This window comes from Halioglobus sp. HI00S01, assembly GCF_001635445.1.
GTDB classification, from domain to species: Bacteria; Pseudomonadota; Gammaproteobacteria; order Pseudomonadales; family Halieaceae; genus Halioglobus; species Halioglobus japonicus.
Window position 1 is genome coordinate 80,004 of the sequence record NZ_LWEE01000163.1, and the last position, 20,001, is coordinate 100,004.

General features: G+C 57.2%; 22 protein-coding genes and 1 pseudogene. 15 read left to right on the plus strand and 8 right to left on the minus strand.

The features are described from left to right. Positions 1 to 10: 10 nt before the first annotated feature. The 3 genes from pspA (at position 11) to A3709_RS15430 (ending at position 1,537) form a co-directional block, all read left to right on the plus strand. Positions 11 to 688, plus strand: a complete 678-nt coding sequence (gene pspA / locus A3709_RS15420; protein ID WP_066056471.1) for a phage shock protein PspA — start codon at positions 11 to 13, stop codon at positions 686 to 688. A gap of 76 nt (positions 689 to 764) precedes the next feature. Beyond that, positions 765 to 1,028 (plus strand): envelope stress response membrane protein PspB, encoded by a 264-nt coding sequence (gene pspB, locus A3709_RS15425; protein WP_066056473.1) that lies wholly within the window; start codon positions 765 to 767, stop codon positions 1,026 to 1,028. Continuing rightward, the gene (locus A3709_RS15430) at positions 1,025 to 1,537 is read left to right on the plus strand and encodes a PspC domain-containing protein (protein ID WP_066056476.1); all 513 of its coding nucleotides are present in this window, start codon (positions 1,025 to 1,027) and stop codon (positions 1,535 to 1,537) included. Before pspB ends, A3709_RS15430 begins: the two co-directional genes overlap by 4 nt. A 5-nt stretch (positions 1,538 to 1,542) precedes the next feature. On the opposite strand, the gene A3709_RS15435 is transcribed toward A3709_RS15430, so the two are convergent. After that, complete coding sequence (locus tag A3709_RS15435) at positions 1,543 to 2,634, minus strand: PA0069 family radical SAM protein (RefSeq protein WP_066056478.1); 1,092 nt, start codon at positions 2,632 to 2,634, stop codon at positions 1,543 to 1,545. Positions 2,635 to 2,728: 94 nt separating this feature from the next. Here A3709_RS15435 and A3709_RS15440 point away from each other — a divergent pair, with 94 nt between their 5' ends. From A3709_RS15440 to ppk1, 6 genes and pseudogenes are all read left to right on the plus strand, one after another. Next, the gene (locus A3709_RS15440; RefSeq protein WP_066056480.1) at positions 2,729 to 3,757 is read left to right on the plus strand and encodes an AraC family transcriptional regulator; all 1,029 of its coding nucleotides are present in this window, start codon (positions 2,729 to 2,731) and stop codon (positions 3,755 to 3,757) included. A gap of 92 nt (positions 3,758 to 3,849) precedes the next feature. Next, positions 3,850 to 4,098: a hypothetical protein gene (locus A3709_RS15445; RefSeq protein WP_156507794.1), complete on the plus strand. Its 249-nt coding sequence runs from the start codon at positions 3,850 to 3,852 to the stop codon at positions 4,096 to 4,098. Between the two features lie 140 nt (positions 4,099 to 4,238). Beyond that, positions 4,239 to 4,973, plus strand: a complete 735-nt coding sequence (locus A3709_RS15450) for a universal stress protein (protein ID WP_197484234.1) — start codon at positions 4,239 to 4,241, stop codon at positions 4,971 to 4,973. 12 nt (positions 4,974 to 4,985) lie between these two features. Beyond that, positions 4,986 to 5,108: pseudogene (locus A3709_RS25055) on the plus strand (universal stress protein); the annotation flags it as partial. Between the two features lie 354 nt (positions 5,109 to 5,462). Beyond that, positions 5,463 to 5,867 (plus strand): hypothetical protein, encoded by a 405-nt coding sequence (locus A3709_RS15455; protein ID WP_066056486.1) that lies wholly within the window; start codon positions 5,463 to 5,465, stop codon positions 5,865 to 5,867. Positions 5,868 to 6,137: 270 nt separating this feature from the next. Then, entirely contained in the window at positions 6,138 to 8,285 is a 2,148-nt protein-coding gene (gene ppk1 / locus A3709_RS15460; protein ID WP_066056489.1) for a polyphosphate kinase 1, read from the plus strand. On the opposite strand, the gene yegQ is transcribed toward ppk1, so the two are convergent. Continuing rightward, positions 8,282 to 9,595, minus strand: a complete 1,314-nt coding sequence (gene yegQ, locus A3709_RS15465; protein WP_066056618.1) for a tRNA 5-hydroxyuridine modification protein YegQ — start codon at positions 9,593 to 9,595, stop codon at positions 8,282 to 8,284. The genes ppk1 and yegQ overlap by 4 nt on opposite strands. Positions 9,596 to 9,721: 126 nt before the next feature. Between yegQ and A3709_RS15470 the strand changes: the two genes are divergently transcribed. After that, positions 9,722 to 10,654: a DUF808 domain-containing protein gene (locus A3709_RS15470; protein WP_066056491.1), complete on the plus strand. Its 933-nt coding sequence runs from the start codon at positions 9,722 to 9,724 to the stop codon at positions 10,652 to 10,654. Here A3709_RS15470 and A3709_RS15475 read toward each other — a convergent pair. Both A3709_RS15475 and A3709_RS15480 read right to left on the minus strand, forming a co-directional pair. Beyond that, a complete protein-coding gene (locus A3709_RS15475; protein WP_066056494.1) occupies positions 10,651 to 10,854 on the minus strand; it encodes a DUF1289 domain-containing protein in 204 nt (67 codons plus the stop codon). The two genes, A3709_RS15470 and A3709_RS15475, sit on opposite strands and share 4 nt — an antisense overlap. A 65-nt stretch (positions 10,855 to 10,919) precedes the next feature. Beyond that, positions 10,920 to 12,788: a DUF885 family protein gene (locus A3709_RS15480; RefSeq protein WP_066056497.1), complete on the minus strand. Its 1,869-nt coding sequence runs from the start codon at positions 12,786 to 12,788 to the stop codon at positions 10,920 to 10,922. 176 nt (positions 12,789 to 12,964) lie between these two features. Here A3709_RS15480 and A3709_RS15485 point away from each other — a divergent pair, with 176 nt between their 5' ends. Then, positions 12,965 to 13,675 carry a glutathione S-transferase family protein gene (locus tag A3709_RS15485; protein WP_066056501.1) on the plus strand — a complete coding sequence of 237 codons (711 nt, stop codon included), beginning with the start codon at positions 12,965 to 12,967 and terminating at the stop codon, positions 13,673 to 13,675. Here the strand turns inward: A3709_RS15485 and A3709_RS15490 are convergent. Continuing rightward, on the minus strand, positions 13,668 to 15,125 hold the full coding sequence (locus tag A3709_RS15490; RefSeq protein ID WP_066056504.1) for a helicase HerA-like domain-containing protein: 1,458 nt from the start codon (positions 15,123 to 15,125) through the stop codon (positions 13,668 to 13,670). The two genes, A3709_RS15485 and A3709_RS15490, sit on opposite strands and share 8 nt — an antisense overlap. Positions 15,126 to 15,229: 104 nt before the next feature. Between A3709_RS15490 and A3709_RS15495 the strand changes: the two genes are divergently transcribed. Both A3709_RS15495 and A3709_RS15500 read left to right on the plus strand, forming a co-directional pair. Beyond that, positions 15,230 to 16,129: a neutral zinc metallopeptidase gene (locus A3709_RS15495; RefSeq protein ID WP_066056507.1), complete on the plus strand. Its 900-nt coding sequence runs from the start codon at positions 15,230 to 15,232 to the stop codon at positions 16,127 to 16,129. Positions 16,130 to 16,225: 96 nt separating this feature from the next. Beyond that, the gene (locus tag A3709_RS15500; RefSeq protein WP_156507795.1) at positions 16,226 to 16,438 is read left to right on the plus strand and encodes a hypothetical protein; all 213 of its coding nucleotides are present in this window, start codon (positions 16,226 to 16,228) and stop codon (positions 16,436 to 16,438) included. Between the two features lie 6 nt (positions 16,439 to 16,444). Here A3709_RS15500 and A3709_RS15505 read toward each other — a convergent pair whose 3' ends face one another. Then, positions 16,445 to 17,053, minus strand: a complete 609-nt coding sequence (locus A3709_RS15505; protein WP_066056513.1) for a uracil-DNA glycosylase — start codon at positions 17,051 to 17,053, stop codon at positions 16,445 to 16,447. Here A3709_RS15505 and A3709_RS15510 point away from each other — a divergent pair. Then, the gene (locus tag A3709_RS15510) at positions 17,043 to 17,789 is read left to right on the plus strand and encodes an ABC transporter permease (RefSeq protein ID WP_231871208.1); all 747 of its coding nucleotides are present in this window, start codon (positions 17,043 to 17,045) and stop codon (positions 17,787 to 17,789) included. The two genes, A3709_RS15505 and A3709_RS15510, sit on opposite strands and share 11 nt — an antisense overlap. Positions 17,790 to 17,791: 2 nt before the next feature. On the opposite strand, the gene A3709_RS15515 is transcribed toward A3709_RS15510, so the two are convergent. Together A3709_RS15515 and A3709_RS15520 are read right to left on the minus strand one after the other, a co-directional pair. Further along, positions 17,792 to 18,184 carry a YkvA family protein gene (locus A3709_RS15515; protein ID WP_156507796.1) on the minus strand — a complete coding sequence of 131 codons (393 nt, stop codon included), beginning with the start codon at positions 18,182 to 18,184 and terminating at the stop codon, positions 17,792 to 17,794. After that, on the minus strand, positions 18,156 to 19,028 hold the full coding sequence (locus A3709_RS15520) for a YafY family protein (RefSeq protein ID WP_066056517.1): 873 nt from the start codon (positions 19,026 to 19,028) through the stop codon (positions 18,156 to 18,158). The genes A3709_RS15515 and A3709_RS15520 overlap by 29 nt, the downstream gene beginning before the upstream one ends. 113 nt (positions 19,029 to 19,141) lie before the next feature. On the opposite strand from A3709_RS15520, the gene A3709_RS15525 reads away from it, so the two are divergent. Next, a complete protein-coding gene (locus A3709_RS15525; protein WP_066056521.1) occupies positions 19,142 to 19,990 on the plus strand; it encodes a hypothetical protein in 849 nt (282 codons plus the stop codon). Positions 19,991 to 20,001 lie beyond the last annotated feature (11 nt).

Genomic DNA, 20,001 nt, shown 5'->3' on the forward strand with positions numbered 1-20,001 from the left:
AGACGTAGCAATGGGCATTTTTTCCCGTATGACAGACATTATTAATTCCAACCTGAACTCGCTGTTGGACCAGGCGGAGGATCCGGAAAAGATGATCCGCCTGATTATCCAGGAGATGGAGGATACGCTGGTCGAGGTTCGGTCTTCCTCGGCCCGGGTGCTGGCAGATCGCAAGGCCGCAGCACGCCGTCTCGAGCAGGTTCAGGCAGAGGCCGCCAGCTGGGAAGAGAAGGCCAAGCTGGCCATCAGCAAGGGGCGTGAAGACCTTGCCCGTGCAGCACTGCAGGAGAAGCACGCCATCGAAGACGAAGTAGCCACTGTTGAGGCCGAGCTGAAAGCCACTGACGAGCACATCGATCAATTGAATGAGGAAGTGGCGCAGCTGCAGCAGAAATTGTCTGATGCCAAGGCCAAGCAGAAAGCCCTGGCCATGCGCACCAAAACTGTGGAGTCTCGCATCAAGGTGAAGCGCCAGATGCATCGCGATGCACTCGACAGCGCTTTCGCCCGCTTCGAAGGCTTCGAGCGTCGCATGGACAACCTCGAGAGCCAGCTCGAGTCGATGGACATTGGCCGCGATGTGCCCCCGGACCTGGCCGCCGAGATTGATGCGCTGGCCGAAGACGACCGCATTAACGACGAGCTGAGCCGTCTGAAGTCCGAAATCGGTGGCAGCAGCAAGGACTAATCGCCACCGCGGATTTGGCTCGACATCCTAACAATGGCAGCATGGGCGTATGAAGCCCGGCCCAAGGAAATGATTAATGGAATTTTGGCAATTCATGTTCGTCCCCACCATCTTATTTATGGTGATCGTGGCGCCCGTCTGGATCAGCATGCACTACCGCAGTGTTAATCGGTCGGCGAAGGGATTGTCCGCAGAGGACAGGGAAACAGTTGAACAGATGCTGGAGACAGTGGACAAGTTAACGGAACGCATCGAGACCCTCGAACGCCTGCTGGACGCCGACCACGGCGGTTGGCGGCAGCCGAGCGGTCAAGAGCAGCACCGGGAGGTAAACTCATGAGTCGTAGATACGATGATCGACGTGGAGGCCGCGGCCATCACGCCAGGAAGTTTTACAGTAACAAGCGCGGCGGCTGGGGCATGGGCCTGTACCGCAATACCCGCGACGGCAAAGTCGCCGGTGTTTGTGCGGGGCTAGCGGATCACTGGGATATCGCCCACTGGGTGATGCGGATGATCTGGATCGGGGGATTCATCTTCACGGGTACGCTGGCACTGTGGATATATCTGGCCGCCTGGGTGTTGCTTTCACCGCGGCCAACCCGACGCAGCAATGACAGCTATAGCTGGCAAGAGCCTGACTATGACGAGGTCGAGGTGGAGATGGAATATGATGAGCGCTACCACGATTACCGGCCGCGCAAAGTGTTTCGTTACTCTGAATCCAGCAGTGTACGATTGAATCGCGCCAGGGAACGGCTCGACGCCGCCTTGCGCCGCGTCGAAGACATGGAGTCCTATGTGACGTCGCGCAAATTCAAACTCAACCGCGAGTTTTCCAACCTGTAGCGTTTTTAGCTGAACATATCTATCTGGGCGCAATTGCGCCCTTTTTTCTGTGGTGGTGTGAACAAATCTGTTCTGCCGCGGTAGCGTTCTCCGTCCCGTAAGCCTGCTTTTTTGCAGGCGATTCTGAAGCGCTGCGACAACAGGTCCGCGTAGGTCCCCTGGCCGCGCATACGGTGGCCGAAGCGGCTGTCGTAATCCTTGCCGCTGCGACATTGCCGCAGGAGTGAAATGATGCGCGCCGCTTTCAGGGGGTAGTGTTCATGGAGCCATTCGTAGAACAAATCCCTGACTTCCAACGGGAGTCGCAACAGCATATAGGCCGCGCTGGAAGCACCTGCCTCTGCGCTGGCGGCAACAATGCGTTCCATTTCTGCGTCGTTGAGTCCAGGGATCATCGGGCTGGCCAGCAGCGTCACCGGTATGCCAGCTTCGCTCAGTGATGCGATTGTGCGCAGCCGCGCGTGGCCAGAGGCAGCGCGCGGTTCCAAAGTGCGCTTGAGATCGTCATCGAGTGTGGTAATGCTCACTGCTACTGAGGCAAGACCTTCTGCGGCCATTGGCGCCAGAATGTCGATGTCTCGAGTAACCAGGGCGCCTTTGGTAATAATGCTGACAGGGTGGCTCGTCTCCCACAGTACCTGCAGGATGTCACGGGTGATACTTAGCTGTTTCTCCACCGGTTGGTAGGGATCGGTGTTGGCCCCCAGGGTAATGCCCCGGCAATGATAACCCGGCTTGGCCAGTTCATTGTTCAGAACTTCTGCCGCGTTTTGTTTGTAAATCAGGCGCGTTTCAAAATCGAGCCCCGGCGAGAGATCGTGGTAGGCGTGTGTGGGCCGGGCGTAGCAATAGGTGCAGCCATGCTCGCAGCCCTGGTACGGATTGATCGATTGCTCGAACGGAATATCAGGCGAAGTGTTGCGCGAGATAATCGAGCTGGCCTGGACTGCGCGGCATTCGGTGACCGGGCTGGGGCCCTCAATGCCATCCTCCCACAGTGTCGTCAGCCGCTGGAAGCGAGGCGGGTGATTGCTGGCAGCGCCGCGACCTGACAGGACGCTCTTCTGGCTGGCGATGATGCGTGGTTTGGGCGACATGGCTCACCTATGCTGTATATAAATACAGTATAATGCCCCCTTGGGCCCAGGCAAGGTTTCTATTAGTCTGCATAGAGCTCACAGGGGAGGGCGCATGGAGCAGGACTCAACATTACAACACTCTGTTTTAGGCAGCATGGTGCTGCCGCTGGCGCAGGCGATGCGGCGCATTGGTATGTCGCCATTGGAGGTGATGGAGCGCGTGGGTCTGGATAGCGCCAAGCTGGCCAACCCTGACTGGCGTATCCCCCAGCGAGAATTCAATGCGCTATTAGCGGCCTGTGTTGAAGAGAGTGAAGATGAGGCCTTTGGCCTGGTGGCTGCCGAGCAGTTGCAGGCGCAGGTACTTCACGGTCTTGGTCTGGCCTGGCTCGCCAGTGATTCGATTCTCGACGGGCTCAAGAGGTTGGTGCGCTTCGGCAAGTTGCTCACGACCGCATCCAATATGAAGCTCTCCGAAGACGGTGACTATATTCGCCTGGAGTTTGGCCCCATTCCGCTCAGCGATAATTATCATCCTGCGGTGCGCGACTTTGGTGTCGGTATCGTAGCGCGCATGTGTCATCTTTCGCTGGGCGATTTTATTCCGCCTGCCTCGGTGCAGTTGGAGCGTCCGCGCCCCGCCAATCCTGAACGCTGGGAGTCGTTACTGAGCACGCATGTAGAGTTCGATGCGCCGCACACCAGCGTAGCCTGGTACAAGTCAGACATACTCGAGCCTCTGGTGACGGGAGATCCCGCATTGGCCCGGGTGAACGATGAGCAGGCCCAGGCTTATCTCGATGGTTTTCTGGCCCATTCTATGTCGCGCGACGTGGTCGACAAAATCGTACAGCACCTTCCCGATGGGCCGCCAAGCCAGCAGCAGATTGCCGATGCTATGCACGTGAGTAATCGAACGCTACAGCGCAAGTTGAAGGAAGAGGGCACCAGCTTCATGGATCTGCTGCAGGACACGCGTCTGCAGCTGGCCCAGAAATATCTCAGCACGCCCAATCGTTCGGTTGTTGAGACGGCTTACCTGTTGGGCTTTTCAGAGCCAAGCACGTTCTCGCGCGCATTCAAGCGCTGGACAGGCACGGCCCCCGCCGACTTCAGAGCCTCAGTACAGCCGCGCGCTTAATGACGCGGCTCGCCATGCTATTGGCGTGGCGGGCCATGCTCTGCGTGCGTTCGGCGACGCATCGTGTTCATGTCAACAAACAGGAGGTTGGCATGAATCCGATTGTTGTAATAACCGACAAAGTCATGAGCATGATGAAAGCCACGGTGTACATGGCGGTGCGCTTTACGTATGCGGCGGGTGCTACCACTAGCGATATTGCCGCTTTCCTCGCCCAGTGGACGCCCAATGGCGCTGAAACCTATCACGCGAGTGTCGTCGAGCGGGTGCTGGTCGATTTACAGCACGACGGTCTCGTCTATCGGGTCGATGATAGTTGGTATCCCGTGATCTCTTCCTAACCTCGCTAACCTGGTCTGCAGCTGCCTTCTTTTGGGTTCTGCAGACGCCGCGATAATTATTGCTTTATTGATCTGAGCCACTGTTCACCAGGCCCCAAAGCCCCATAATCTCTCAGGCAAAACAACAATGAGATTATTCGATGGCAAAACTTCTGATCGTCGCCGACCTCGAACGTAAAGGCATTGCTACTTCACGCGGCCTGAATATCGCTGCACGCACGGGTATGAACAGCGAAGTGGTCGCATTTGTATATGCGCCCCTCAAAGCCTTGCAACTGGCAACGGCAGAGCGGGCCAAAATCAAGGCGCAGTTGATTGAAAACCGTCGCGAAGAAGTTCAGACCGAAATCGACAAGCGTGTTGCCGATGGGCAAAAAGTAAAGCTGCGTGTGGTCTGGGAGAAAGATGTCGCGAGCTGGGTCGCTGCACGTTGTGAAGGCAGCCGTTACGACATGATGATTAAAACCGGGCGACGTCTCGAGACCATTGCTCACACTTCCACTGACTGGCAGCTTCTGCGTGAATGTTCGGTGCCGGTGCTGATTCTGGCGGAGAAAAAGTGGTCGCGCACCAAGCCGGTGCTTGCGGCGCTGCACCTGGATACCAAGATCCCGGCCAAGAAAAAGCTCAATGAGGAAATCCTGCGCAGGTCAAAGCAGCTGGCATCGGCCATGGATACCACGGTTGAAATTGTCAGTGCGATTGAGATTCCGGTGCTGCTGGCTGATCTCGACCTGATTGATCCCGGCACCTATGTGGCCGACGCCAAGAAAGCTATGGCGCGTCAAATCAAGGCCCTGGCGGCGCAGTTCGATATCCCCCAAAAGCAATTTACGGTGAAGAAGGGGCCGGTCGAGAAGGTCATCGCCAGCTAGGCGGCCGCCACACGCGCTCAGCTGGTCATCATGGGTAACGTCGGTCGCAAAGGCGTGAAGGCGCGGCTGCTTGGCAATACCGCAGAGAAAGTTTTGCGCCATCTCAAGACCGATGTCCTGGCTCTTAAACCCTGACTGATGATTTTTTGAGCGAATAATTTGCTATTTGGTCAGAGCGGACTACTTTTTATTTAGCACGTTGCTCCCTGCACGTGCTAACACGTCCCCTGGCCGATGTTTCTGCCCCGAAACATACGGCTGTTAGCCCGCCCGTCATATGACGCGCGGGCTTTTTTCATCTAATTCATGTGCTTGCAGCAAGCTCTTCAGACTTGATCTAGCTCTGGTTCCCACAGTGTCGGCCATATGGCGCGCGCGGTCATGCGCTTGTCGCGTGCTGCCATGTGGAAATTGGCCCTCACTCCCTAATATACAACCCATACACGGCGCAGCGACAAGATAAGCGCGTTAACGATAGGGAGAAAAGACATGCACGAATTAGTAGAACGCATTAAAGAGCCGGAACTCTGCTACGTATTTGCCAAGAACGCAGCACGTCGAGGTCATCCGGAATTGGCCACCCAGGCTCACCGTCGCGCGGTAGATCTGCGAGCGGAGCGCCACGAGACAAACACCGACGCCGAGTTTGCTGCTGTCCGCGCCATTTACGCCTACGAGGAAGCGCTGAGCTTCAGCAAAGGCAAGCGCACCCGAGCCACCGGTACCTGGCAGATGGTGAATCGCCACGGTTTGCTCAACACCATTCACAAGCGCATCAGTGCCAAGAGTGGTGACGACGTGGAAGCGGTACTCAAAGAGCTTGGCATGGAAGATTACAGTTTCGACGCGGTAGGCGCTGCCTACCCGGACGACATCCAGCAGGCTGCTGCTTAGGTCGTCCATAGTATTGGAGATCCCTACCTTGGCCCGCCTCAGCGTTAACGAGGAATAAACGGGCCCTTTTTAAATTTCGCGGCTGGCTTTGCACATGGCAACAGCGCGGCTGCACCTAGATATCCCCTGTAGGTAGAATCCCTACCTTAGCCCGGCCTCGAGCCGGGCTCTTTTTTTGTACCTATCTGTCTAGTGTCTGTCATCAAACCGCGCTATCGCTCGTAACGAAAATGTACTAGATTCGAAGAGTCGATCTTAGACTGGACCACCATGGCAAACCCGATCAAAACCCGCGCAGCCGATCTGCGCGAAAGTGACCACTTTTACCCCCGCGAATTGAGCTGGTTGTCGTTTAATGAGCGCGTTCTGCAGGAGGCAGCAGACGAAAGTGTGCCCATTATCGAGCGTTTGCGCTATCTGGGTATCTTTTCCAATAACGGCGATGAGTTCTTTCGTGTCCGGGTCGCGGAGGTGCGTCGCCTGATCTCCGTGTCGTCTGGATCCAACCGTCAATACTTCAAGGACTTGCTGGTTGCCATCCTGGACAGGGTGGCGGAGCTGCAGCAAGAATTTGATCGTATCTATAGCGTGATTATGCAGGAGCTGGCGCGGCGCAAGATTTACCTGATTAACGAGCGCCAACTCGATGAGGGGCAGGCGCAGTATGTGCAGGATTATTTCTCCGAGAGGGTGCTACCGGAGTTGGAACCCATATTGCTGCGCGAAGATCGCGCCATCCCTGCCTTGAATGATGAGTCAATCTACCTGGCTGTCGACATACTCTCCGGTGACAGCTACAACTACGCGGTGGTTGAAGTCCCTACTGATCGCCTTGAACGCTTCGTCGAAATTCCCAGGCGCAAGGGAAAGGGCGGCAAAGTGTTTATTGCCCTGGATAATGTGATCCGGGCATGCCTGCCGCAGATGTTTCGCGGTGTTATTCCCGTCGATGAGGCGCAGGCCTATTGCTTCAAATTTTCCCGCGATGCCGAGTTGGAAATCGACACAGGTATTACCCAGAGCCTGATCGACAAGATGGCGAAAAGTCTCAAACAGCGCAAGAAGGCCGACGCGGTGCGCATGGTTTACGACAGCACCATTCCCCAGCGATTGCTCGACCATTTGTGTACCCGCTTTGGGTTTGGCAAATACGACAGCCTCATTGCCGGCGGGCGATATCACAACTCCAAGGATTTCATGAGTTTTCCCAATGTGGGGCCGAAATATCTCGAGCACAAACCCTTGCCGCAGATTCGGGTAGAGCGACTGGAATGTGAGAACAGTATTTTTGACGCAATTCGCGACAAGGATGTTTTTCTCTACTACCCCTATCACCCGTTTGATTATGTGGTCGATTTTCTCAAGACCGCAGCACTTGACCCAGATGTTACAGATATCAAAATTTGCCTGTATCGGGTCGCAAAGAATTCTCGTGTTATCGATGCCCTGGTAAACGCCGTGGACAATGGCAAGCGCGTGCTGGCCGTGGTCGAACTTGCTGCCAGGTTTGACGAAGAGGCGAACATCAGCTGGGCGCAACGGCTTACCGAGAACGGGATTAATGTCATCTTTGGTATTCCCGGCCTCAAAGTGCACAGCAAGCTGATTCTGATAGAGCGCCGTGAGGGCGGCTCACGACGTTATTACTCACATATCGGTACCGGTAACTTCAACGAAAAAACCGCGCGGGTGTATACCGATTTCACGCTGATGACCTACGACCAGAATGTCGGTAAGGATGTGTATAACATTTTCGATTTTCTGCAGTACAACTATCGCAGGCCAGACTATCGTTTGCTTCTGGTCTCGCCGCATAGCAGCCGACCTGGATTGTTGGCACTGATTGATCAGGAAATCGAGAACGCACGCGCCGGTTATCGCGCTGAGATGACGCTAAAGTGCAATAACCTGGTGGATCGTGAGCTGGTAAAAAAACTGTACGAAGCCAGCGCAGCCGGTGTCCAGGTGCATCTTATCGTCCGTGGTATGTGTTCGCTGCTGCCGGGTGTGAAAGGGCTGTCAGATAACATTCAGGCCATTAGTATCGTCGACCGGTATCTGGAGCATCCACGCGTCTATGTGTTCTACAACCGCGGTAATCCGCGCTATATGATTGGCTCTGCGGACCTGATGACGCGCAACCTCGATTTCAGGGTGGAGGCGCTGGTACCCATTTTCGATCAGGACGCACAGGAGATGATGCAGGGCATCCTCGATCAGCAGTGGCACGATAACGTCAAGGCGCGGGTGCTGGACGCAGACCTGTCCAATGCCTTTGCCGACAGCAAGAAGAAGGGCGCGCGAATACGTTCCCAGGAGAGCATTCACCGTTATCTTTCAACGGGCAAATTGCCGCGTTTTCCAAGCTCGAGAATGCGAGTGCCGGCCAAGCGCCGGCGCAAGAAGGCTGGTCTTTAGCGGTATCGCATCAACAGCGCATGGCCGCCGTCTTCGCCAATCCCGTGTCCTTCGGGCAGCGGTATGTGCACAACGTGACCTGAGCCTGGCGCAGCGTCCACGTCTACACCCTTGCGGTTGGTAATGTTCTCCAGTTTGAACTGGTAATTCCCCGCAGGGCTGATCAGTTCCAGGGTGTCGCCCACCGCAAAGTGGTTTTTTACATCCACGGTCATGGTGTCGCCGTCACAGGACAGGGCTTCGCCAACAAATTGCTGGTTCGGATTCCCCGAATGACCCACTTCGTAGTTCTGGTATTCACTCGGTACATGCCGGCGATAGAAGCCCTCGGTGTAACCGCGATTGGCCAGGTGATCGAGCTCTGACATCAGCCCCATGTCGAAGGGCTTTCCTGCCATGGCATTGTCGATGGCGGTCCGATAGACCTGTGCAGTGCGCGCCACGTAGTAATGGCTCTTGGTGCGCCCCTCGATCTTGAGCGAGTGGATGCCCATGTTTACCAGCCGCTCAACGTGTTGCACCGCACGCAGATCCTTGGAATTCATGATGTAAGTGCCATGCTCATCCTCGTAGGCGGGCATATATTCGCCAGGGCGATTGCGCTCCTGGAGCAGCACCGGCTCATTGGCTTCGGGATGGTGTTGGTTGGCGGCGGCATCGACGGCAATGATATCGCCGGTATCCGTTTCGGTGGCTGCGTGGGTGTTGTACTCCCAGCGGCATGAATTGGTGCAAGCGCCCTGGTTGGAGTCGCGGTGGCTCATGTAGCCAGAGAGCAGGCAGCGGCCCGAATAGGCGATGCACAGCGCGCCATGAACAAACACCTCCAGCTCCATTTCCGGGCACTGTTGGCGAATGTCCTCGATCTCGTCCAGGCCCAGTTCACGGGACAGAATGACCCGGCTGATACCCTGCTTGTGCCAGAACTTCACCGTCGCCCAGTTGACCGCATTGGCCTGTACGGACAGGTGAATCTCCTGGTCTGGCCAGCGCTCTTTCACCAGCATGATCAGGCCGGGGTCGGACATAATGAGTGCGTCGGGTCCCATGTCGATGACTGGCTCCAGGTCGCGAATGTAAGAGCGGACCTTGTCGTTATGGGGTGAGATGTTCGACGCCAGATAGAACTTCTTGCCCATGCCGTGGGCTTCCTCTACCGCAGCGGCGAGATTCTCCAGTTTATTGAATTCATTGTTGCGCACGCGCAGGCTGTAGCGGGGCTGCCCTGCGTACACCGCGTCGGCGCCATAGGCGAACGCAAAACGCATAGATTTCAGCGTGCCTGCGGGGGAGAGAAGTTCTGGAGCAATCGATGTCATGAGGGCCGAACTGGTCAAAAAATAGGCGCGCATTGTACCCATATCAGATCAGCGCAACTAGTGTTTTGACCGCGAAAAAGGCACACTCAAGAGGCCTTAATTGACCGGGAGAGCCCAATGGCAGGTTTCAGCTTACTGTTGCTGATCGATGACATTGCCGCGGTATTGGACGATGTGTCGCTGATGACAAAAGTGGCTGCCAAGAAGACCGCTGGTGTACTCGGTGACGATCTTGCGGTGAATGCCGAGAAGGTGACCGGTGTCAGGGCCGAGCGGGAACTGCCAGTCGTATGGTCGGTGGCCAAGGGCTCGCTCGTGAACAAGTCGATTCTCGTCCCACTGGCCTTGCTGGTCTCTTTCGTGGCCCCCTGGTTGATTACCCCCGCACTCATGGCCGGTGGGTTATTTCTGTGTTTTGAGGGCTTCGAGAAGATCGCTCACAAGTTCTTCCATAGTACCGATGATCACGAACAGGCAAAAGCTGCGAGGCTGGAACAGGTGGCCAAGTCAGACGTCGATCTGGTCGAGCTCGAGCGGAGTAAGATCAAGGGTGCCGTGCGCACTGACTTTATTCTCTCGGCAGAAATAATCGTACTCACCCTGGGCATCGTGGCGGAGGCGGATCTCGCCACCCAGATTGGTACGCTTATTGGGATTGCCTTCATTATGACGGTGGGCGTTTACGGCCTGGTGGCCGGCATCGTCAAACTCGATGACGCGGGATTGTATCTGCATGAAAGTGAAGGCGAGGGCCTCTGGGCGCGCTTCAAACGTTGGTTTGGCCTGGGCCTGATCAAGTTCGCACCCTGGTTGATGAAGGCGCTGGGCGTGATCGGTACGGTTGCGATGTTTATGGTGGGTGGTGGAATTCTCGTCCACGGTATTCATCCGCTGGCGGTTGCCGTTGAACAACTTACGGCGGGTTTTGGTCCGGTATTGGCGGCCATTACGCCGACTCTGGCAGGCGTGGTGATAGGCATGATTGCCGGTGCGCTGGTGGTTGCGGTTGTTGAGGGAGGGAAAAAGCTGCGCCGCGCACCGGCCAGCTAGCTGCTCTGGCTTTCGCGGCGGCGCTGCGCGGTGCGCTGCAAAATAGCTATGCGCTCCTCGATGTCGGCATTGTGCCAGCGGTCGCATTCGTCCGGGGTGCGAAAACAACCACTGCAAATACCGTTAACCAGACTGAAGTTATGCACGCAGCGTGACTTGTGAATTTTGTCCTCTTCGCTGCGATGCCAGTCTGCGGCCATGATTGTCCCTACCTCCCGTTTTCAGGAGGTAGAGACTAGCAAAACCGCTGCGATCAGAGCCATGCTCAACCGGCAGGTTTGGCCTCAGGGCTGGCTGCAATGGCGCGCTTGCGGGTGATGTAGGCGTCGACCTGCTCTTCAAGCACATTCAGGGGTACGGCACCGTTGCGCAGCACCGCCTCATGGAATTCGCGAATGTCGAAATCGTTCGCCAGGGCCTGCTGGGCCTTACTGCGTTCCTCAAGAATCTTCAGCATGCCGATCTTGTAGGCGGTTGCCTGGCCAGGCATGACGGCGTGTCGCTCAACCATCTTGACCGCATCGCCTTTCGCATTGGGCGTGTTGCTGACATAGAACTCGATGGACGCTTCGCGGCTCCAGCCTTGGGCATGCATGCCGGTATCTACGACCAAACGCACGGCACGCCACAGTTCCATGGCCAGACGGCCGAAGTCGGAGTAGGGGTCCTGATACAGGCCGATTTCCTTGGGCAGCAGTTCTGAATACAGTCCCCAGCCTTCGCTGTAGGCGGTGACGCCACCAAACCGACGGAACTTGGGGAGGTCGCCCAGTTCCTGCTTGATAGCAATTTGCATGTGGTGGCCGGGCAGACCTTCGTGGTAGGCCAGTGCCTCCAGCTGATAAGTGGGCATTTGCGCCATGTCGTACAGGTTGGCGTAGTACTTGCCCGGACGCGAGCCGTCGGCTGAAGGCATCTGGTAGAACGCCTTGCCGGCTGATTTCTCACGGAAGGGCTCGACGCGCTTTACTTCGAGCTCGGCTTTGGGCTTGGTAATAAACAATGCATCGAGGCGATCTTCCATGTCCTCGAGCACAAAGCGGGCGTGTACCAGATATTCCTCGCGGCCCTCATCTGTATTGGGCAGATAGAACTGGTCGTCGCTGCGCATAAACTGCATAAATTCCTGCAGCGTGCCCTCAAAGCCGACCTTGTCCTTGATGACACGCATTTCGGCGTGAATGCGCTCAACTTCCGCGAGCCCCAGGGCGTGGATTTCGTCGGCATTCAGCTCGGTGGTGGTATTGCGGGCCAGACGGTTTTTGTAGAAGCGTTCGCCGTCAGGCAGCTTGCGCACGCTGGCTTCGTGAGTGCTTTTTTCCTGCAGGTTTTCCAGGTACACAATCAGATCCTGGTAGGCGGGCTGGAAGCTCGCTACCAGGGCCATTTCGGCGTCGCGCAGGAGCTTATGGCGCTCATTGTCGGAGATGTCCAGGGCGCTGACTTTGGCGGTAAAGTCGGCCATCAGAGTGCTGGGCTCGCCACCTTCGAAGGGCGCACCTACCAACAGGTTACGGGAATCCGAGATCACGTGGGGGAGTACAAAGTCGGGTGCGATGACGCCTTTTTGTTCACGAATCTGTAGCTGCTCAATCAGCTGTTGCATGAGCGGTTTCACACCGTTAATACGAGCGATATAGGCCTGTGCGTCGCTGACCGAAGCAATGCGGTGCTGGTTGATCAGAAAGGCGGGAATCTCGGAGTGCGTACCGAACATCTGGTTCACCGGGTAGGTGTGGTGACGCCAGCGGTAATCGCTAATGCTCTCTTGCAGGTCCTGCTCCATCAGGCGATAGCTGAGCAGGGTCTGGTCATCGAGCAGGTCGGCATTAATCCCTTCCAGTGATGCGAGGTCGGCTTTGTCGTGAGCCAACTCACTGGCGTAGCGCTCCTCGGAAATCGGCGTCCACTTGTCGTAGTCAGTTTTGATACCAAGGTAGGTCTGGTACTTGGGGTCACGGGCAATACGGCGATCGAAGATATCGTCGAACAAGGCATTGGCCCGGGCCGATTCGCTCGCCTGGTCGGCTGAGAGGGATGTTTGAGAAGGTTGTTCGCTGGAGAAAACAGGGGTTACCAGCACAGCCGTGCCTAGCAGGGCGACAAGAGCCGCTCCGAGTACAGTTCTGGACATATTGTTGCTACCATCTTCAGGAAACGCGACCGCGAGTTCGGATAAGAGCCCGGCGATGGCATTTACGAGAAATTTAGCCGGGATTGCCGACCGTTCGCGGCGGACTATACACCGCCAATGGTCAAAAAACCAGCAGTCGCGAGGCGTTGAGAATCAATAACAAAAGGGGCTATTTCATGGTGGTTTTACACCAGTATCACATGTCGCCGTTTAATCAGAAATTACAGCGAATGCTGCGCTACAAAGGCATTGCCTTTGAGGAGCGCTATTGGCTGTTGGTAGAACAGGGCAAATTGAAACGCGAGCACAATCCCATCGGCAAATTGCCGGCGATAGAACACAACAGCGAATGGGTGTGCGACTCCACAGACGCGGCGCACTACATCGAACAGCAGTTTGCTGGCCCATCGCTCATTCCTGAAGATCCCGCCCTGGCTGGCATGGTGCATGTGCTAGAGGACTGGGCCGATGAGAGCCTGTATTTTTACGAGATGCACATGCGGTTTACTACAGAGCATAACTGGGAGCGGAACCTGCCGCGGATGTTTGAGCGCGAGGGATGGTTTCTGAAGTCGGTGCTTGCGGGGAAAATGCCGGGGCAGATCCGCAAGGGAATTCGCAAGATCACCGCGACTCAGGGTATTGGTCGCAAGTCAGAGCGACAACTGCTTGTCGACTGTCGCCGTCACATTAACGCCGTCGCTGGCATGTTAGAGCAGAGTGACTTTCTGGTTGGCGGTCAATTGACTCTGGCCGACCTGGCTGTACATGCGATGTTTTCCTGTTTCCTGGACACAGTGGAGCTCGAAGCCATAATTCAGGAATATCCCGGGGTAGTGGCCTGGATGGCGCGTGTTGAAGCGCTTACCGGCCCGCAAGCTACTTGAGCAGCGACCCCAGTACACCGCGAAACAATTCCCTGCCCGCAGTAGATCCGAGGCTGCGGGCAATGCTTTTCAGGAACGCTTCACCGACACTCTGACGGCTGCTGGAGCGGGACTTCGTCTTGCCTTGGGCCTTCTCCGCACGTTTGCGCATTTCTTCTTCCTGCTGGGCGTCGAGGCGGGCCTGGGTTCGCTCCGACAGCACCTCGTGAGCAGAGCGTGGATCGACGGGGGTTCCGTAGCGACGCATGTTCGGGTCGCGATCCAGCAGCGCTTTGCGCTCGGCCATGGTGGCTTTGCCCATGCGTGACGAGGGTGGCCTGATCAGTACCCGCTCTACCGGCGAGGGCACCCCTTTTTTTTGCAGGGTGGATACCAGCGCTTCGCCCACACCTAACTCGGTAATTGCGGTGACGGTATCCAGTTTGGGGTTGGCGCGGAAGGATTCGGCGGCTACACGGACCGCTTTCTGTTCCTTGGGTGTGTAGGCGCGCAGCGCATGCTGAATGCGATTACCCAGTTGGCCAAGCACGCTGTCGGGAATATCGCTGGGGCTCTGGCTGACAAAATAGACGCCGACGCCCTTGGAGCGGATCAGGCGCACCACCTGTTCGATTTTCTCCAGCAGGGGCCGTGGGGCGCCCCGAAACAGGAGATGAGCTTCGTCAAAGAAGAACACCAGCACAGGTTGCTCCGGATCACCCAGTTCCGGCAGGTTCTCGAACAGCTCTGACAATAGCCACAATAGAAACGTCGAGTACACCCGCGGGCTCATAATCAGTTGATCGGCTGCCAGAATGTTAATGATGCCGCGGCCATCGCGTGCCACCTGCATAAAGTCTTCCAGCTCCAGTGCCGGCTCGCCAAAAAACTTCTTGCCGCCTTCGCGTTCCAGCATAAGTAGGCGACGAAGAATGGCATTAATGGATACCTTTGATACGCCATAGCCGGCGCCCAATGACTTGCCGTTCTCGCCGAGGTACTCAAGTGTGGTGCGCAGATCGGTGAGATCCACCAGCAGGATGCCCTCGCGATCAGCGAACTCAAATACCAGGGTCGTGATGCTCTCCTGGGTTTCATTGAGGTCGAGCAGTCGCGACAATAACTGTGGCCCCATCTCGGAGACTGTAGAGCGTACTGGCGTACCTTTCTTACCGAACAAGTCCCAGAACGCCACCGGATAGGCGTGCTGGCTAAAGCCCTCGATGCCGATCTTGGCAACGCGCTCGTCAACTTTGGGGTGGGGCTTGCCGGCCTGGCTCATGCCGGAAATATCGCCTTTTACATCCGCCAGGAATACGGGCACGCCCAGATCCGAGAAGCCTTCCGCCAGACATTGCAGCGTCACGGTCTTGCCTGTACCGGTGGCTCCGGCCACCAGGCCATGGCGGTTGGCAAATTTTGGATCCAGGCCAACCTGGCCGCTGTCGTTACCGCCGATGAGAATGCTCATGCTGGATGCCCCTGAGGTATGCAATAACTTTCAGAGTATATTCAAGCGCGGCAGCTTGCCAGTTTTTAAGTCACTGCTAGATTGAATAACTAGGGAGGGCCGCTATGCGTTGGCAGGATCGTAGAAGAAGCGACAACATTGAAGACCGTCGGGGTGATGGCCCCAGCTATGCGGCCGCCGGAGCGGCGCCGCTACTCTTGAGATTTCTGCCCGGGCTACTGCGTAGCAAGACCGGACGGGTGCTGCTTATCGGTGGCCTGTTGGTTATCTTCGGCGGCAGGATGGTGGGTGTCGACGTACTGGGCCTGTTATTCGCCGGCGGGCAAACCGGGTCCGGCCAAGCCAGTTTCAGTGAAGAAGAGGAGCAGTTGGCCGATTTCGTCTCGGTCGTGCTGGCGGAGACCGAAGATACCTGGAATCAGGTGTTCACCGCCTCCGGGCAGCAGTATCGCGAGCCGACCCTGGTGTTGTTTAGTGGTAGAGTTAATTCAGCCTGTGGCCTGGCCAGCGCCGCGGTCGGTCCGTTTTACTGCCCGGGTGACCAGAATCTATACATTGATCTTAGTTTCTTCAATGACCTGGCTCGCCGCCACGGTGCCCCAGGCGATTTCGCCCAGGCCTATGTGGTGGCACACGAGGTCGGGCACCATGTGCAGACGCTGCTGGGAATTAGCCAGCAGGTGCACGCCGCCGGCAGGGGACGGAGTAAGGCCGAGGTGAATGCGTTATCGGTACGCCAGGAGTTGCAGGCTGATTGCTTCGCCGGTATCTGGGGCCACTTCGCCAACCGCAAGGCGCAGATACTCGATGAAGGCGATCTCGAAGAGGCACTTAGGGCGGCCAGCGCGATCGGCGATGACCGTTTGCAGCGCGAGGCCGGCCAGCGCGTCGTTCCTGACAGTTTTACCCATGGTACATCCGAGCAGCGTGTGCGCTGGTTCAGGGTCGGGTTTGAACAGGGCTATGTGGACGCCTGCGATACCTTTTCGGCGCAGCGGCTATAGGCACCTGTCGCCTTTTCGAACGCGTCCGTAAGGCGACAGATGGAGCGCAATGAGTGGGTGATCCATGATGCAGGCTCAGACATTGGAGAGCTTGCCATGACTTACGCCAGAGCCATCGAATACCGTATTACTCGCAATTTGCTTGCCCGGCGTTCCGGGCCTGTCGCCTCGCCCGAGACCCACCTTGCGGAGCGGCTTATTGCCATTGGCGCGGTGACCACCGCGTTGTTGCTCGGCGGTAGCTATCTCCCGGAACTGGTGACCGCTGCGATCGCGGCCAGCGGCCTCTGGGTAACCGCGGCAGGTTGAGCATGTCTAGCGCAGCAGCCGGTCCATGCCTTGAATAAAGTCCTGCTTGCCGCCGTAGGACGGATGGCGGATTGCGCGAAAGGATTGGTGGGGGAGCGCGCGCTGTATCGCCTGTGCGGCCTTGCCGCCGACGGCGCCGATCCGATCCGGTTGGTAGGCAGCTATCAGCTGCTGCAGAAATGTTTCGCCGGACTTGAGTTCTGCCGCGCTCGGCGCACGATTGGAGTAGGGTTCGCCGGGCAGGTGAGGGTGAAACGGCAGGGCGTTCCAACACAAGGGGATGCGCCGTCGCCCGGCTAGATACTCCCAAACGATACTGGCCGTGGCTTCGGGCAGGTCATCATTAATCTGCAACTGCGGGCGCAGTGTTTGCCAGAACGGATGCCGTGACTCCCTGACCAGCCGCGCGCTGCTGAACGGCAGGCCCGTGAAGACGCCGCCGCGATATCCCAATGCCTCTCCCACCAGCAGTACCCTGCGTCCGGGCTGTGCGAAAATCTTGCGCAGGTAGACCCGCAGATTGTCGCGATACGCTGCTGCGTGATAGGGATTTGCCAGCTGTGCGGAGCGCGGAAATGCGGCAAGCTGGTCGATGAAACTGTCTATGTCATCCATATGGTGTATATATACCACGATGGAAGATGCCGTTATAACACTATCGCTGCCGCGCCTGGCGCTGGCTTTTGTTCCCGTATTTATCGCCCTGGTCATCTTGTGGCGGTGGTCATTCGGCACTGGCAACGCACTCTATGCGCTGGGTCGAATGCTTGTGCAGCTGATGGCGATAGGCTATGTGCTCGCGTGGATATTCGGGGCCGATAATGGCTTGCTGATCGCCCTGGTGCTGGCCATTATGATGACCGCATCGGCCTGGATTGCGGTTGGATCGGTGCCTGGCCGGCGCTTGCAATTGCTGGCGGACTCGTGGATTGCCATAGTCACTGGTGGCGGTTTGACACTGGCGCTGATTACCCAGCTGGTGTTGTCGGTGGACCCATGGTACATGCCGCGCTATGTCGTCCCGCTGGCCGGAATGGCCTTTGCCAACAGCATGACCGCGGTGAGTCTAGCAGCGGAGCGCCTGTTCAGTGAACTTGAACACGGTGTGGAACTGGCGCAAGCGCGAATAAAGGCTTACCAGGCGGCCATGATACCTGTGATTAACGCCATGTTTGCAGTGGGTCTGGTCTCTCTGCCGGGCATGATGACTGGACAGATACTGTCGGGGGTTTCACCGCTGGTTGCGGCGCGTTACCAGATCATGGTGATGTGTCTCATTTTCGCAGCGGCGGGTATTTCGACTGCCGTCTTCCTGGCGCTGGTGATGCGCAGGTTGGCAAAAGAACGCTGAATCTAGTCGGGCTTGTCGTCGTCACCAAACCAGCTGTCGAGTTTGGCAGCGGTTTTGGCACGTACGTCGTCATTGATGTACTGCGCTACCGCCGCAATCGCCAGGGCAAGTACACCCAGATCGTCGGCATAGCCAACCGCAGGGGTGAGGTCAGCGATGGCGTCGATAGGCACGATAAAGTAGCCAAGCGCTCCGGCAATAGTGGCCTTCGCCCAGGCCGGTGCGTCTTCTTCCTGCATGGCATAAAACAGCAGCAGGGCCTTCTCGACAACTTCGCGACCGGCGGACTTTGCGTAGCCGGTGAGCTTGCGCCAGAAATTCTGTTCGCTGTAGGCGTCCTGGAATTCGTTCTGATCTTTCATGATGTCAGCCAAATAGCCACGGCTCGAGTTCATCCCGATTCGCCACGATGATCTGTTGGGCGGTGGGGTCACTGAGTTGCTCGCGGGGGTTGATGTGCAGCAGGCGCAACGCGTAGGGGACCAGCTTGCCGCGGGTGGTGATCCTCAGTTCGCCACCGATCATGCCGTAATCACATTCGACGACTTCGCGCTGGGCCGCGTTGAGTCGCGTATCCGGGGTAATCTGGATGGTCGCTGTGGTATTCCACTCGACGTCGCCAGTAGCGCCGTGTTGGGATTCATCCATGAGTTCCGGCGTGTCGCGAAACCGACTCAGAACGAAATCCCGGTATTCCTGGTTCTTCTCGCACCAGGCGCGCACATGCCAGCGCAGACCGGTGTACACCAGCGTGTGGGGCACGATGATGCGGCCTTCGCGGTCGGGGTTGTTCAGCGATACATAATCGCAGTCCAGGCGCCTTTGTTGTCGCGCCGCCTGCATGATCGGGCGCAGCACCTGCGGTTTAACGTCGCGAACGGGGTGCGCCAGTACCTCGACATTACTAACATTAAGCGACAGCGATTCGAACATATTCAGCAGTTCGTTGTTGCGCGCTACAAGGTGCAGGTATTCGTCAGCCAGACCGCGAGTGACCTGAGGCATGAAGCTCTGGGTAGGTTTGTAACCCTTGAGATACTTGTCGTATTCGAGATTGTCGATGCCGACTTCGCGCAGGTAAGTATTGATGTCCTTGCTCGCCTGCTGTCTGCCGATGCCAAAGGTGTTGCATAAATGGCGCGTGGTGAGCCGACCCTCCCAGAGCGCAATGGTTTCGATGTAGCGATAACGCAGCAGCAGGTCCCAGCGAAAAGGCCATTTTGATTCTGCCTGGGGCATGGAGTTCTCCAACGGTCGAGCCCATCAAATACCCGTATGCGGCGGGTACATGTCGTGATTATAGCTAGAGTATAATACCTGAACCCGCTAGCAAATCAGTTGTCTGCACTGCCATGCCTGTTTTTCGTCTCAGGGCGCTATTCTGCCTGCCCATGCTGTCCCTTTGTCTGCTGTTGATCACACCGCAGGCCTCGGCAGTGCGCCTGTCTATGTGTCAGGGCAACTTCGAGGCCATTCGCGGACCGGCGTATCAGTTTGCACTTCAATCGGCACCGGTCAACGTTGATCCTCTCCTGGTGCGCGATATCGAGATGGGCGCACGTGGCATCTATCAGCACTGGGAGGCGTTGCTCGCAGCGCCGGTACCGTTCGTGGTTGATGTGCGCCTTGAACTATTCGCCGATGCTGGCGCTTTCCGCCAGCGCAAGCAATCGCTCGTGCCCGAGCTTCCTGAGGTGACTGGTTTCTATGCCTGGGAGCCGCGTCTGGCGGTGGCTTTGCTCGACGCGTCCTCTGTGGAGTCCCGTCATCGCGCGTTACACGAAATCTCGCACCTGATTACTGTCTCGCAACTCGGTGGCGCGCCGCACTGGCTAGCAGAGGGTTTGGCGGAAGTGCATGAAACCATCGTAGTGACGCCCCACGGACCGGAATTTCATGTCAATCCGAGGCATCGGCGGTGGCTGGCGGTCGCGGCTGCGCCTTCTCTCACGGAATTGTTCGAGGCGCCCTATACCGCCTGGACCGCCTTCGACAGCCAGCGGCTGTATGCCCTGTCATGGTCCCTGATGTATTTCCTGCTGCAGTCATCGGAGGGCAGAGGGGCGTTGGGCTTCACCCTGCAGCAGGCGTCGACCCATTCCTGTGGCAGTTACGATGCCGGAGGGTTTCTGGTTCGATCCTACCCGGGCGGCGCCGCAGCCCTGCAGCGCGATTGGGCGGATTGGCTGAGGTCTGTATAATGCGCCGCTCT

Coding starts and splice junctions, on each gene's coding strand:
- A3709_RS15480 (WP_066056497.1), bottom strand. CDS start 12,788: ATGTCCAGAACTGTACTCGGAGCGGCTCTTGTCGCCCTGCTAGGCACG.
- A3709_RS15515 (WP_156507796.1), bottom strand. CDS start 18,184: ATGAACTCGAGCCGTGGCTATTTGGCTGACATCATGAAAGATCAGAAC.
- A3709_RS15500 (WP_156507795.1), top strand. CDS start 16,226: ATGACTTACGCCAGAGCCATCGAATACCGTATTACTCGCAATTTGCTT.
- pspB (WP_066056473.1), top strand. CDS start 765: ATGGAATTTTGGCAATTCATGTTCGTCCCCACCATCTTATTTATGGTG.
- A3709_RS15475 (WP_066056494.1), bottom strand. CDS start 10,854: ATGGCCGCAGACTGGCATCGCAGCGAAGAGGACAAAATTCACAAGTCA.
- A3709_RS15455 (WP_066056486.1), top strand. CDS start 5,463: ATGCACGAATTAGTAGAACGCATTAAAGAGCCGGAACTCTGCTACGTA.
- pspA (WP_066056471.1), top strand. CDS start 11: ATGGGCATTTTTTCCCGTATGACAGACATTATTAATTCCAACCTGAAC.
- A3709_RS15430 (WP_066056476.1), top strand. CDS start 1,025: ATGAGTCGTAGATACGATGATCGACGTGGAGGCCGCGGCCATCACGCC.
- A3709_RS15525 (WP_066056521.1), top strand. CDS start 19,142: ATGCCTGTTTTTCGTCTCAGGGCGCTATTCTGCCTGCCCATGCTGTCC.
- A3709_RS15490 (WP_066056504.1), bottom strand. CDS start 15,125: ATGAGCATTCTCATCGGCGGTAACGACAGCGGCCAGGTTGGCCTGGAT.
- A3709_RS15435 (WP_066056478.1), bottom strand. CDS start 2,634: ATGTCGCCCAAACCACGCATCATCGCCAGCCAGAAGAGCGTCCTGTCA.
- A3709_RS15505 (WP_066056513.1), bottom strand. CDS start 17,053: ATGGATGACATAGACAGTTTCATCGACCAGCTTGCCGCATTTCCGCGC.
- A3709_RS15510 (WP_231871208.1), top strand. CDS start 17,043: ATGTCATCCATATGGTGTATATATACCACGATGGAAGATGCCGTTATA.
- A3709_RS15450 (WP_197484234.1), top strand. CDS start 4,239: ATGGCAAAACTTCTGATCGTCGCCGACCTCGAACGTAAAGGCATTGCT.
- ppk1 (WP_066056489.1), top strand. CDS start 6,138: ATGGCAAACCCGATCAAAACCCGCGCAGCCGATCTGCGCGAAAGTGAC.
- A3709_RS15470 (WP_066056491.1), top strand. CDS start 9,722: ATGGCAGGTTTCAGCTTACTGTTGCTGATCGATGACATTGCCGCGGTA.
- A3709_RS15440 (WP_066056480.1), top strand. CDS start 2,729: ATGGAGCAGGACTCAACATTACAACACTCTGTTTTAGGCAGCATGGTG.
- A3709_RS15495 (WP_066056507.1), top strand. CDS start 15,230: ATGCGTTGGCAGGATCGTAGAAGAAGCGACAACATTGAAGACCGTCGG.
- A3709_RS15445 (WP_156507794.1), top strand. CDS start 3,850: ATGAATCCGATTGTTGTAATAACCGACAAAGTCATGAGCATGATGAAA.
- A3709_RS15485 (WP_066056501.1), top strand. CDS start 12,965: ATGGTGGTTTTACACCAGTATCACATGTCGCCGTTTAATCAGAAATTA.
- A3709_RS15520 (WP_066056517.1), bottom strand. CDS start 19,028: ATGCCCCAGGCAGAATCAAAATGGCCTTTTCGCTGGGACCTGCTGCTG.